This is a genomic window from Arabiibacter massiliensis (assembly GCF_902386925.1).
Taxonomy (GTDB): Bacteria; Actinomycetota; Coriobacteriia; order Coriobacteriales; family Eggerthellaceae; genus Arabiibacter; species Arabiibacter massiliensis.
In genome coordinates this window covers 2,338,189-2,350,504 of the sequence record NZ_LR698996.1, presented here as the reverse complement: position 1 = coordinate 2,350,504, position 12,316 = coordinate 2,338,189, and the positions used below count along the sequence as shown (strand labels likewise).

The 12,316-nt window shown below is 61.9% G+C and carries 12 protein-coding genes; all 12 read right to left on the bottom strand.

What is annotated here, in order from left to right:
- Positions 1–167: 167 nt before the first annotated feature.
- Positions 168–857 carry a ferric reductase-like transmembrane domain-containing protein gene (locus tag FX134_RS10020; protein ID WP_080801202.1) on the bottom strand — a complete coding sequence of 230 codons (690 nt, stop codon included), beginning with the start codon at positions 855–857 and terminating at the stop codon, positions 168–170.
- Entirely contained in the window at positions 854–1,528 is a 675-nt protein-coding gene (locus tag FX134_RS10015) for a TorD/DmsD family molecular chaperone (RefSeq protein ID WP_080801201.1), read from the bottom strand. The genes FX134_RS10020 and FX134_RS10015 overlap by 4 nt, the downstream gene beginning before the upstream one ends.
- 54 nt (positions 1,529–1,582) lie before the next feature.
- On the bottom strand, positions 1,583–2,245 hold the full coding sequence (locus tag FX134_RS10010) for a 4Fe-4S dicluster domain-containing protein (protein WP_080803982.1): 663 nt from the start codon (positions 2,243–2,245) through the stop codon (positions 1,583–1,585).
- Between the two features lie 9 nt (positions 2,246–2,254).
- A complete protein-coding gene (locus FX134_RS14965) occupies positions 2,255–4,219 on the bottom strand; it encodes a molybdopterin-containing oxidoreductase family protein (RefSeq protein WP_172623451.1) in 1,965 nt (654 codons plus the stop codon).
- Between the two features lie 47 nt (positions 4,220–4,266).
- Positions 4,267–4,740: a twin-arginine translocation signal domain-containing protein gene (locus tag FX134_RS14960; RefSeq protein WP_080803980.1), complete on the bottom strand. Its 474-nt coding sequence runs from the start codon at positions 4,738–4,740 to the stop codon at positions 4,267–4,269.
- Positions 4,741–4,977: 237 nt separating this feature from the next.
- A complete protein-coding gene (locus FX134_RS09995; protein WP_080801195.1) occupies positions 4,978–5,943 on the bottom strand; it encodes a nucleotidyl transferase AbiEii/AbiGii toxin family protein in 966 nt (321 codons plus the stop codon).
- Positions 5,927–6,493 carry a type IV toxin-antitoxin system AbiEi family antitoxin domain-containing protein gene (locus FX134_RS09990; protein WP_080801192.1) on the bottom strand — a complete coding sequence of 189 codons (567 nt, stop codon included), beginning with the start codon at positions 6,491–6,493 and terminating at the stop codon, positions 5,927–5,929. The genes FX134_RS09995 and FX134_RS09990 overlap by 17 nt, the downstream gene beginning before the upstream one ends.
- 130 nt (positions 6,494–6,623) lie before the next feature.
- The gene (locus tag FX134_RS09985; RefSeq protein WP_080803977.1) at positions 6,624–7,352 is read right to left on the bottom strand and encodes a response regulator transcription factor; all 729 of its coding nucleotides are present in this window, start codon (positions 7,350–7,352) and stop codon (positions 6,624–6,626) included.
- Entirely contained in the window at positions 7,345–9,021 is a 1,677-nt protein-coding gene (locus FX134_RS09980) for an ATP-binding protein (protein ID WP_080801189.1), read from the bottom strand. Before FX134_RS09980 ends, FX134_RS09985 begins: the two co-directional genes overlap by 8 nt.
- A gap of 143 nt (positions 9,022–9,164) precedes the next feature.
- A complete protein-coding gene (gene rsgA, locus FX134_RS09975) occupies positions 9,165–10,154 on the bottom strand; it encodes a ribosome small subunit-dependent GTPase A (RefSeq protein ID WP_080801185.1) in 990 nt (329 codons plus the stop codon).
- A gap of 15 nt (positions 10,155–10,169) precedes the next feature.
- Positions 10,170–10,787, bottom strand: a complete 618-nt coding sequence (locus FX134_RS09970; RefSeq protein WP_080801181.1) for a hydrolase — start codon at positions 10,785–10,787, stop codon at positions 10,170–10,172.
- Entirely contained in the window at positions 10,784–12,304 is a 1,521-nt protein-coding gene (locus FX134_RS09965; protein WP_080801179.1) for a TrkH family potassium uptake protein, read from the bottom strand. The genes FX134_RS09970 and FX134_RS09965 overlap by 4 nt, the downstream gene beginning before the upstream one ends.
- Between the last annotated feature and the right edge of the window lie 12 nt (positions 12,305–12,316).

Here is a 12,316-nt window from a genome sequence, read left to right as displayed (position 1 = left end):
TAGTAATCCGCGAATGCAGGGCCCAACGATGCAAACGCGCAGTCTCCGCAGTATAGTGAGTCAAAGGAACGGGGTCAATGCCTCATCTCGCGCCGATCTTCGCTCCGAAAACACGCCTCACGCGCTGGAGCGTGTTTTCGGAGCGAAGATCGGCGCCTCGGCCGTCGTCAGGCGAGGGCCGCCTCGGGCACGTGATGACGGTCGATCACGGCGCGGCGCACGCGCAGCACGGCGTACCCCAGGAACACGACCGAGTACACGGCCACTCCCGTCTGCGCCGGCGCGCCGCCGAGCAACGCGGAGGGCAGCAACAGCAGAAGCAGGTGGACGTACACGAGCGCCCAGAACGGGTACGCCAGCTTCTGCACGCGCTTCCACGTCTCCTTCGCCATACGCTTCTTCACCACGTTGAACGAGGTCACGCCCAGCACCACGAGGAGCGCCAGCAAGGCGAGCGCCACGCCCAACGAAACGGCCACGTTGGTCTGCGGGAGGCCGGAGGACAGGCTGGTCAGATACGACGACAGGTAGAACGCCATGTGCCCGAGTGACAGCAGCCACGCGATGATGGAGAGCTCGGCGCGGATGGGGCGCAGGTACGTCGCCACGCGCGAATCGCGCTGGAACACGCCGATGTACATGACCACCGCGAACAGGGCCGTGGCCAGCGTGCACTTATGCAGCGTGAGGAACAGGATGTCGTACACCAGCGGCGGCAACCCGACGTACGTTCCCACCACGAACGCCACGTCCAGGACGATGGCCAGCGCGTAGAACGCCAGCGGACACGCCTTGATGGGCCGCTTGCACGCGAACGCGAACGCCACGGCGCCCAGCAACACCAGAACCAACTTCATGAAAGCACCCCCATAGCCGTCATCCCCAATGCGGCGAGCGCCCGATACGGGCCGTCGTCCGCAAGCTCCTGCGTACGCCGCATGAACGAGGGCAGCCACGCCCGCGCATGCTCCTCCTCGAACATGCGGATGCGCTCTGTCCACGCGGCCACGCTTTCGCCTTCACCGCAGTGTAGCGCATCGGCAAGCCGTGCGTACAGGTAGGAGAGGAATTCGAGCTCCTCGAACACGCTGTCGCAGGGCTCCTTGCGGTTGTTCTTCGCCTGGACGCCAGCTTCGCGCATCTGACGCTCGACGTCCAGCGTGACCGGCGTGCGGAACAGGGCGGGAACGCCGGGGAGACCACGCTCTTTATGGAGGAACGCGCTCTCGTAGGGGAAGATGGGCGCGCGCCCGCCCGGAGCGAGGTGGAGGCGCGTGTACGTCCGGCGCATCGCGTGGAGCAGCTCGTCCGGGCCGGCATCGGGCCAGGCGCGCAGGCCGTCAGCGGCAGCACGGGCAGACGCCTCGTCGCAGCCGGCGTCCACGAGGCAGGCGAGCGCGTCGTCAGCCAGCGAGCCGTCCATCAGGCCCTCCACGAGCCGCTCGTCAGGATACGCGAACGCGCACGACAGCAGCTCGCACAGGTCGGCCCTGCCCACGGCCCTTCTCACTTCGTCGATGCGCTCCATGCGCCCTCCCCTCGAAAGAGGCGGCGGCTGAGCGAGCCGCCGCCCTCCATGAATCTACTGCAGGTAGTACACGCTCGGCTTCGTGCCGGCCTCCTCGCGGAGGAACATCGTCTCGCGGCCCTCGATGGCCTTCGACACGTCCGACTCCGGGTCGTCGAGGTCGCCCCAGTAGCGCGCGCGGCCCGGGCACAGCTGCATGCACGCCGGCACCTCGCCGCGGTCGATGAGGTTCTTGCAGAACGTGCACTTCTCCACCGTGCCCGCCTTGTGCGGCGGCGCGTCGTACTCGCCCACCACCACATCAAGATAGTATTCCGGCGACGTGATGAGCGTGCGCACGCCCTCGTACGGGCACGCCTTGATGCACGACTCGCACCCGATGCACAGCTCGCTGTCCACCGACACGATGCCGGTGTCCGCGTCCTTGGAAGTGGCGCCAGTGGGGCACACGTCGAGGCACGCCGGCTCCGCGCAATGCTGGCATTGCACGGGAAGGAAGGAGAGCGTGCAGTTGGGGAATTCGCCACCAGCGTTGTCGTTCGCCATCGCACCACGCACTGCCGCGATTCCTAACGTATCGCGGTTGCTATCGTTTTTCGTATACACAACGTTATAGACGATGCCTTTCGGCAAATTGTTCGCCACCTTGCATGCCGCCTCGCAGGCGTGGCATCCAAAGCATCGATTGATATCTATCGCCATTCCATACCGAGCCATCTGCACCACCTACGCTTTCTCAATCGCAACCGCGACATCGTTAAAAGCCTGATTCGCGCAAACTTGATTGTATTGGTTCGTGGACAAAGCCGCGAAATGCCCTTCAATGAACTCCGTCTCGCGATAGCTTCGAGGACTTCCGACTATTCCGCGAGGATAGCCGGAACTTAACGTCGCGCGCATCACGACCGAGCCCCGATCGTTAAACAACTTCACCCGATCCCCTTCCAAAATTCCTAGCTCCTCAGCATCCGCAGGATTCATCCTAACGATCGGCTCGGGATCGTATTCTTTCAGGTAACCGACGTCGTACCATTGGCTGTGGGTTCGTGTGCGCATATGCTCGGAAATACAGTGGAAGGGATACTTTGCGCGAACGGCGCTCGCTTTGTCAGCCTCAAGTGTCGGCTCCCAATACAGACATATCTCTTTACTGAAATCAATCTCCTGGCCAACATTGTAAGCAGGCATAACGCTCTCCTTGTAAAGGCTCGCCCTACCTGTCGAAGTGAGGAAATGTCCACCCTCGAACGAAACATAAGTTTCACCCGGCATGAAGCGAACCGCACGCTCCTCCTTTAGTCGATTAACAGTCAGGCCCAAGGCCTTAGCCCCTTCGTTATTGAGACCCATGGAGATGTATTCTTCTTCGTTGAAGTCGAAGAAAGCCTCGTAACCCATTTTTTCGGCCAGCAGCTTGAAGATAGCGAAATCGCTCTTCGATTCAAACTGGGGTTCAATTGCTTTTTCCTGCCAGACGAAGTAGGGATGCGTGTGGCAATTGGTATGCATGTCGATTACTTCAAACCAATGGGCCACAGGCAATAGGATGTCTGCATATTGAGCCGTCTCCGTCATGGTAACATCGGCAACAACAATGAACTCAAGCTTCTTCAGCAACTCGACCGTTTTTGCGTGGTCTGCCCATACCGTCGCAGGATTCGTCGTAGCGATGTAGACGCTTTTTATCACAGCAACCTCTTCGCCGTATTTCCCGCTTTCCAGAATGCCGAGAATACTATTGGCTCCATAGGCCGGCCCCGCTCCCTGAGCAAGATTGCCCGCGGTGTCCATCGGTGCTGCTGACACCATAAAGTCGATGCAGTTGTTCGGCAGCACGCAGATTGGCCCACATGCGGCACCGGGCTTTCCAACGTTTCCGGTTATGGCCGAAATAGCATACATCGGCCAATAGTTGTAATGACCGTTGATGTAATGGTCGGCCCCCAGCTGCACGTACGTGTTGACCGGACCATCCTCAACATACACCCGAGTCAACTCACGGATATCCTCCGCCGATACGCCACATACTGAAGATGCCTTTTCGGCAGACCATACAGCCACATTATTCGCCGCATTCGCCCAAACGGTCTGGACAGCTATCCCATCAACCGATTTGATGTCTTTGTAGCCGGGCTTTATCGCACTTTCGAGAGCAACTGCTTTACTCGCCTCTTCATCCCAAACTGCAAAGGGGTCAATAACCGTCGGCTCTCCAGTCAGGGGATCGACACCCTGCTCGGGCTCCACGCCAAGATCGCTCATACGCAGAAAAGCACCATCCTCTTTGATCAGCAAAGGCGCTTCCGTGTGTGCGCGGACGAATTCTTCATCTTCGAGATTGCCTGAGATAATTTCGTTTAGGATGGCCATAGCCAGAACACCGTCTGTCGCTGGATTGATGGGAATGTACCAGTCTGCCTTTGCAGCAGTCGAGTTAAAGACCGGGTCTATGACTATGAATTTCGTACCATTTTCCTTGGCATCCATCATAAAGTGAACAATCTGCGGTTGGGAAACAGTCGGATTAGATGCCCAGTTGATAATGGTTTTGGAATTGACGTAGTCAGTCGGTTCATTATTCGCTTGAGCTTCGGTCATACCTCCGAATATCTTTGTTGCAGCAAAACCTTGAGCTGCATCGATGTCACCCTTGATAGAGGAGAAGCCCATTACAGCACCGAAACGTGGCATGATGCCGGCAAATCCCCCGCCTGTGCACGTGCCGAAATTTCCAGAGTTCATCCATGTAGCAATGGCGTGGGTGCCATATTCGTCGATAATGGCATTCCATTTTTGACAATCTCATCAATCGCCTCGTCCCAGCTTATACGTTCGAACTCGCCCAGGCCCCGCTCAGCCCCCTCGACGCGACGCATGGGATACTGCAGTCGGTCTGCGCTGTATACGCGAGCCGGCTGTGTCAACCCCTTGGAACAGATGCGATTGTACTCCTTATTGGGAAAGTCCCCCGCTGACGTACGCACAACCTGACCATCTCTTACATGAATATTGAGCAAGCACCCGCCAAAGCAGTTTGATCGGCATACTCCAGTAAAGATTTGCTCTTCGGGGACTTCTTGCTGCTTGGGGTCGGTCGCCTCGAGGTTCTCCGTCTTCGGGCTGCAGCCGACGAGTGCGCCGGCGGCGGTCAGGGCAGCTGCGCCCTTGATGAAGCTTCGACGCGTGAAACCGTGCGTCCTTTGTTCAGCCATGCCTTCTCCTCTCGTTCAGATGGCCGTCAAGGCCGATCGATCCTCGCATGTGCGGAGGAGCGGGAGGGAGGGGTCGCGCGCCCTCCGCCGATGCGAGTGGAGAAGCCTCGTCTCCCCTTGGCTTCTCACTGGCTCCACTCTACGAAGTTCGAGGGGTTATTGCGATAAATCGACCATAAGTTTCGGGTTAAAAAGTCCTTAACCGGAGATTAATGACGTGATTGATCAGCGGTTTTCTCAAGACAGGTTATCTATATCTTCCAACCACCTATTCACTTCGCCAACGGCGTCCTCCATCGACAAATCCAGTCGAGAAGTCGCCGCAGCGGAAGCATAATCGGCGTTCCAATGCGAATAGGCAATCACTCTGACAGGCCATGTTCGAATCGGCTTGTTCAATATGCGGGCTTCTTTCGCCCTCGACGAGAAGATGTCCAAAATCGCTGATCGCACATCGAGATTGGAGGGCGAACCAGTCGCTTCTGCAAGACGCTTCAAAAGGACGAGATCAACCACGTCGCGCGGTCGTTCATTGCGAAACGCAGGAGGATCGTGGGGATCGGTACATGCGTGAACTTTCTGGGCGATCTGATAGCTGAGAGCCATACCAACCAGAAAATCAGGCGTTGGCAAACCAAATCCTGCGAGATTCGGAGCGCCCAAAAGCTCTTGAGAGGATGCAGCTCTGCCCTCATCGGGCGATATTTCGACTTTAACACGCCGCCACACATCTCCGTGAAGCGACAGGATCATTTCGAATCTGAGAGGTTTCACCACTCGGGTCGACACCCGTATAACCTCGGCGGGCGTTCGATAAAATGCCACCGGCCCCCAAGGTATCTTCAACTCCGCATCGAGATCACGCAGGAATTCCTCGAGCTCGCCTTGTACGATGCCATCGAGATCTTTTGTAGCTCGCGCATCCAAACCTAGTCGATGCTGAAGGAGGGTTCCTCCCTTCAGCGAGAATCTGTCTCCCGTTGCAGAGATGACCTGCTGCAGCTTCGCCGTTGCAACCGTCGAAGCAACAAGCCAAGCAAGCCTACCACCCTGGCCGATTCCAAATTCGTTCTCCGCATGAGCGATCCACGAATCCAAAACTCGTACCGAGCGAGGCTCTTTGCTCTTCGGTTTAAGTGCGCCCAGTAGTTCACTCAGATTAGCTCTCGTGCCACCAGCTCCCACATCATCGGTATCTCCCATCAAGCTCCCCCTCCAGAATTCGCGCTTCTTCTGCTGTTAGTAGGCGGCTGCGCTCGCCGTTTTCAATCGCCTGCCGAATCAAGTACGTTGGCACGTCCGCAACGATGCACTGCTCTATCGCACAAGGCAATGTGACGATGGGGATACGATGCCACCAAGCCTTTTGGCTGGCATCAATGTCCTGACGGTGAAGCACGTATCCCTCGCCGCCCGCCTTTGCAATTCGGCGACCCTTACCCACTGTCACATGAATCTTCGTCGGGTTTATGTCGCACACTTCGTAAGCATCGAGGGCGGTATCGTGGCTCAAAACCGCTTCCGGTGCCCCCGTCCACAATATGACGCGCATGAATGCATCAAGGCGTGTTTCCGGCACCTGCGGGACGCGATACAGCCCATGGGCCACGCGCTCTAAACGCCCGCGCTTCGTCAAGGCCGCAAGAGAATGCCGGGTGACCCCTTCGTCTTCCGCCTGAGCGGTTGTGACGTAGCCATACTGGTCGATGGCGACCTCTCTCAGCTTTTCAGTGTCAGTAATCATTGCGAACATGCAAAAATGTTAACATAGTGTTCACTTTTTTGCAATCGATATAGCGGCGTCAAAAACTTAACACGGTGTGAATGTTTTGACGAACTCGCCAGCTAGCGCTGCGGGGGATCCTTCGACTCGCTTCGCTCGCTCAGGATGACAAAGGGCTCTCCACGCGGTCGGCCATTTTGTAGCCTACTCGCTGCACGGTGAGCAGGTACTTCGGCTCGCTGGGGTTCTCCTCTATCTTCTCGCGGATCTTGCGCACGAACACGGTGATGTTGTTGGTGGGCTTGCAGTCGGCGTCGGACTCGCCCCAGATGTACTCCTGAATCTGGCTGCGCGTGAACACCTTGCCGGGATGCGCCGCCAGAAACGCCACGATTTCGAACTCCTTGGTGGTGAGCTGCACGGGCCTGCCCTTCACGCGCACCTCGTACTCGCCGAAGCGCACCTCCAAGTCACCGATGCGCGCCACGCCCTCGCGGTTGCGCGAGCGCGCGAAATCCACGGTGTCCTTGTGGCGGCGGATGTTCGCCTCGATGCGCAGCAGAAGCTCGGTGGCGTCGAAGGGCTTCGTCACGTAGTCGTCGCCGCCGGCGCGAAAGCCGATGCTCTTGTCCACGATGTCGCACTTCGCCGAGAGGAAGATCACCGGGATGCGCCTTCCCTCCTCGCGGATGCGGGCGCACAGGTCGAAGCCGTTCGTGCCCGGCAGCATCACGTCGAGCAGCAGCAGGTCGGGCTTCTCGCGCGCGAGCAGCTCCATGCCCGCCTCGGCGTCGCGCGCGCCCAGGTACGCGTAGCCGCTCGGCTCAAGCAGCTTCTCGATGGCCTGGTGCAAGTTGGCCTCGTCGTCAATCAGCAGAACCTTATACATCGTCATCCCCCACGATCGCTTCCTTCGGCACGGCGATGCGGAACACGCTTCCCTCGCCGAGCTCGCTTTCCACCGTCACCTCGAACCCCTGCACGTCGGCGTACTCGCGCACGAGCGCGAGCCCCAGCCCGCTGCCGTTGTACTTGCGCGTCGATGTGCTGTCCACCTGCACGAACCGCTCGAAGATGCGCTCCTGATCCTCGGGCGCGATGCCGATGCCGTCGTCGGCCATGGACATCGTCACCGCGCGCGCCTCGGCATCGTATGACACGCTCAGCTCCACCGCGCCGCCGTCGGGCGTGAACTTGATGGCGTTGCTGGCCAGGTTCTCCAGCATGCGCACCGTCTTCTCGAAGTCGCCGTACACGAGCGGCACGTCGGAGGCCACCTTCGTGCGGAACGCCACCGCGTACTTCTGCGCGAGCGGCGCCATGGTGCTCCGCACGGACGCCGCCACATCGCCCAGATCCATCGGCTCGCGGGCCGTCTTGATGACGCCGGCGTCCGAGCGCGCGATGTCCAGCATGTCGTTGATCATCGTGAGCAGGATCTGGCTGTTCTTCTCGATCTCCTCCCACGAACGGCGGTCGCCCTCGTTCGCCGGGTCGCACGCTTCGCGCGAGATCTGGGCGAACGTGATGATGGAGGTGAGCGGCGTGCGCAGCTCGTGGTTCACCATGGACAGGAGGTCGGACTTGAACTGCGTCTCCTGCGCCAGGTCGGCGTTGAGCTTCTCCAGCGTGTCGCGCTGCTGCTCCAGAAGCGCGTTAGCCTCCTGCAGATCGCTCGTGCGCGCCGCCACCTGCGATTCCAGGTGCTCGTACACGTCGTGCAGCTTGCCGGCCATATCGTTGAAGCCGGCGATGAGGCGCCGCACCTCCTTAGCCGCGCGCCCTTCCCGCAGCGACGCGCCCAGACGGCCTTCGCGCATCTCGCCGAACGCCCCGTGCAGCCCGTGCAGCGGCCGCAGCACGAACACCGTGGTCGCGATGTACACGATGGAGCCGATGATGACGGTGAGCATGAGGAAGAACGCGATGTCGCGCACCACGTTGTCGAACACGGCTTGGCGCTGCTGGTCGACGGGGATGACGATGCTGATTGCCCCGCCCACCGACTCGAGCGTCCAGCCCTCCTTCGGCTTGCCCGTGATGTCCAGCTCGCCCGCCGGCTCGCCGTGGCATTCAAGGCAGCTCTCGTCCACCTCGAGCGCCTGCAGGTAGCGGAACCGCTCCTGCCCCTCGTAGGGGGCGATGCCGTAATGCTCGGTGACCGAGGAGTCGGCGTAGAACCGGTTGAGGGCCTCTTCCTCGAACTCGTCGGGGATGTCCTGCTCGCTGCGCGGGTTGAAGTTCGTGTAGCGGATGGCGTAGTCGCTGCCCGCCGAGAACAGCCGCCCCACGCTCTTGCCCACCACGGCGCAGTGCAGCCCCTTGAACTCGAACCCGCCTGCGTCTGAATTGTTGATGACGCTCTGCGAGTTGTCCATGAACTGCCACACGGCGTCCATCTCGCGGGCGAACGTGCGCGCCTCCTCCAGCAGCGCCGCCTCGGTCTGCTTCTGCTGCGAGTGCACATCGAACAGGGCGAATGCGAAGAACGACACGACGAAGGCCACCGTCAAGGCGGCCAGGTAGATGGTCTTCAGGCTGAACGAGTGCTTCCCCATGCGCGCCCCCTGCCCCTCTCCCCGTTGCGGTTGCGTCATCCGGGAACCATCGTAGCACAAGGGAGCGGCGCGCTAGCGCTTCTTGCTGGTGCCGCGGGGGATCCTTCGACTCGCTTCGCTCGCTCAGGATGACAAACTGCGCGCTAGCGCTTCTTGCGGGGCTTGGATTTCTTGCGGGAGTCGCTCGCTTTCTCGCCGCGCATGCGGCGGGCTTCCTCGCGGCGCTCGCGCAGATCGTGCGTCTCCTGCTTGAGGGCCTGGTAAGACGCATAGCGCTCCTCGCCGAGGTCGCCGGCTTCCACGGCGGCGCGCACAGCGCATCCGGGCTCGTCCACATGGCGGCAGTCGCGGAAGCGGCATTGCTCGGCCAGCTCCTCCACGTCGGAAAACGCGGCGCCGATGCCCGCGTCGGCCTCCCAGAGGCCCAGGCCCCGCACGCCCGGCATATCCACGATGAAGCCCCCGCCCGGCACGGACACCATCTCGCGGCTCACGGTGGTGTGGCGGCCCTTGCCGTCCTCGCGCACGGGCGTCGTCTCCTGCACGGCCGCTCCCACCAGCATGTTCACCATGCTCGACTTCCCCACGCCGCTCTTGCCGATAAGCACGGCCACCGTCCCCTCGGGCACCAGCTGGCGCACGGCCTCGATGCTGGCGGGGTCGTTCTCCGACACCACGAGGGTCTGCACGTCCGGGCCCACGAGCGCGCGCACGCGGTCGCGCACCTCGGCCACATGCTCCTCGTCCTCCGCGAGGTCGGCCTTCGTCAGCACCACGGTCACCTCGGCGCCCGTCTCGTAGGCCAGCACCAGCTCGCGCTCCAGGCGGCGCACGTTGACATCGGCCAGCGGTTGCGCCACGAGGACGCGGTCGAAGTTGGCGGCCAGCACCTGCGGCAGCGCTCGCTCGGTGGGATCCTTGCGCACGAACGCGCGCGTGCGCGGCCGGATGCCGTCGATGATGCCCTTGTCGTGCCCCTCCGGAACCGCCACGTCCACGAAGTCGCCGATGACCGCGCGCACCTCCTCGCCCTTCACCAGCGCCGTGGCGTGCTCGCAGCGCACGAGCGCGCCCGACTCCGTGCGCACGAGGGGATACCCCCGGTCAAGCTTGACAACCCGGCCTTTCTGCAAGCGCGGTCCCCTTTCCTAACGCTGCCGCTCGCGCAGCCAGTAGAACACCCCGAGCATGATAAGCCCCACCGCCACCGCCGCGATGCCGGGGACGAAGTCGTTGAAATCGAACACGTCCTCGCGATGCTCGCCGGGCGCGACCGCCGTCACCACCTCGGCGTGGAGGTCGGAGAGCCCCTCATGGTCGGGGCAGACGAGATGGAACGTCCCGCGCACTTGCAGCGTGGTGCCGCGCGTGCCGTACTTGCCGAACGCGTCGATTTTCGCGGCCTGCTCGGCGGTCATGTACACCGAGAGCGTGGACGAGTCGCCCTCGGCCGACAGCGTGATCCACCGGTGGCGGTTGCCCAGCCCCGAGCGGATGCTGTCGCCGACGGCTTCGCCCACCACCTGCACCGTCTGGTTGTCGTAGTAGGTGTCCGCGCTGCTCAGATCGGATATGGACGTGTCGTAGATGAACGAGCTGTCGGGCAGCTGCTGGGTGTTCACCGCGTTGTCGTCCTGCGCGGCGGGCTGATCGACGGGCTCGTCGGCGAACACCGTCGGCGCGAGCGCCAGCCCGGCCGCCAACGCGGCCGCGACAAGCGCGGCACGGGCGAAGCGGGGCGCTATGCGTGCGAATAGCCAGGTCATCCCTTCGACACCCGCCTTTTCAGATTGAGTGACACGATGATCTCCACCACGAGCGCGATAAGCGTCACGAACTCCAGACGGCCGGCCCACATCTGCAGGATGTAGAACACCTCCAGCGTCACGGGCATGCCGGACGTCGCGAGCGTCGAGACGATGCCGCCGTTGCTGGCCATCGACACCGACTCGAAGATGGCCGGCGCCGCCTCGAACCCGTGCGCGATGCCCACGAGGGCGCCCACCGCGTACGTGATGACGTACAGGACGAACACCGTCATGGCCTCTTTCACGATCTCGGGCGAGAGGATGCGCCGCCCCACGTGGTTGTACGCCACGACCACGCGGGCCGTGTCGGGAGCGAGCGCCTGCTTGATGGTGGACACCATGGACTTCGCGATGAGGCCCATGCGGTTGAACTTGATGCCGCCCGAGGTGGACCCGCCGCTGCCGCCCACCGCCATGAGCATGGCCAGCACCAGAAACGCGCCCGACCCGAGCAGCGTGGTCAGCTGGTTGGTGGTGATGTTCTGGAAGCCGGTGGTGGAGAACGCCGAGATCACCATGAACAGGCCGCGCCGCAGCATGGTGGGAAGGTTGGAGAACTCGCCGCTTGCGCTGAGCGAGGCCGCGAACACGCACGTCACCACCGCGAGCCACACGACCATCGTGCGGATCTCGAGGTCGCGGAAGAAGATGGCGACGCGGCCCTTCCACACCTCGGAGTGCAGCACGAAGTTGATGGAGCCCATGAGCATGAGCAGCATGAGCACCACCTCGACGGGGAAGGAGTGGTAGTACATGACGCTTTGGCTCATGGGCGTGAAGCCGCCGGTGGTGAAGCCCGAGATGGCGAGCCACAGGGCGTGCAGCACGGCGCGCAGCGGCTCCATGCCGAGGAAGAGGCACAGCCCCGTGAGGACGAGCGCGACGATGAGGATGAAACCCATGGCTATCTTCGCGATGAACTGGGTGGTCTGCACGACGTTGGGCACCACGTGCTCGCTGCGCCCCTCGGACATGTACAGGCTCGCGCCGGCGCGCTTGCCGAACAGGCCGAACGACAGCGCCACCACGATGAGTCCCAAACCGCCGATGAGGTGGGTCATGAACCGCCACATGTTGTCGGCGTTCGACAGGTGGTCGAGGTCGAGGATGACGCTCGCGCCCGTCGTGGTCATGCCCGACACGCCGTCGAACAGCGCGTCAAGGTAGGTGGCGTAGTGCCCGGAGAGATGCAGGGGCACGGCGGCGACGAAGGCGAGCACGATCCAGGCGAGACCGGTGACGGCGAGCGCCTGCTGCCTGTTGAGGCGGCCCGGCTCGACGCGCAAGAAGCGCAGGGCCGACCCCACGATGAGGGAGATGCCGATGGTCAGAAGGTAATGGCCGGCCGGCCTCCACTCGCCGCAAGCGACGGCCGTCACGAACGGCACGACGAGGGCGAACGTGGAGAACAGCACGAGCACGCCGAGGTAATGGCCGATGACCCGCACATCGTACAATGTGAACCGCTGCCACATGGATGCGCCCTA

Bases quoted from the DNA above. Each gene is read 5' to 3' on its own strand.
- FX134_RS09970 (WP_080801181.1), bottom strand. From the start codon at position 10,787: ATGACCTGGCTATTCGCACGCATAGCGCCCCGCTTCGCCCGTGCCGCG.
- FX134_RS10010 (WP_080803982.1), bottom strand. From the start codon at position 2,245: ATGGCTCGGTATGGAATGGCGATAGATATCAATCGATGCTTTGGATGC.
- FX134_RS09990 (WP_080801192.1), bottom strand. From the start codon at position 6,493: ATGTTCGCAATGATTACTGACACTGAAAAGCTGAGAGAGGTCGCCATC.
- FX134_RS09965 (WP_080801179.1), bottom strand. From the start codon at position 12,304: ATGTGGCAGCGGTTCACATTGTACGATGTGCGGGTCATCGGCCATTAC.
- FX134_RS14965 (WP_172623451.1), bottom strand. From the start codon at position 4,219: ATGCCACGTTTCGGTGCTGTAATGGGCTTCTCCTCTATCAAGGGTGAC.
- FX134_RS14960 (WP_080803980.1), bottom strand. From the start codon at position 4,740: ATGGCTGAACAAAGGACGCACGGTTTCACGCGTCGAAGCTTCATCAAG.
- FX134_RS09985 (WP_080803977.1), bottom strand. From the start codon at position 7,352: ATGTATAAGGTTCTGCTGATTGACGACGAGGCCAACTTGCACCAGGCC.
- FX134_RS10020 (WP_080801202.1), bottom strand. From the start codon at position 857: ATGAAGTTGGTTCTGGTGTTGCTGGGCGCCGTGGCGTTCGCGTTCGCG.
- FX134_RS09995 (WP_080801195.1), bottom strand. From the start codon at position 5,943: ATGGGAGATACCGATGATGTGGGAGCTGGTGGCACGAGAGCTAATCTG.
- FX134_RS09980 (WP_080801189.1), bottom strand. From the start codon at position 9,021: ATGGGGAAGCACTCGTTCAGCCTGAAGACCATCTACCTGGCCGCCTTG.
- FX134_RS10015 (WP_080801201.1), bottom strand. From the start codon at position 1,528: ATGGAGCGCATCGACGAAGTGAGAAGGGCCGTGGGCAGGGCCGACCTG.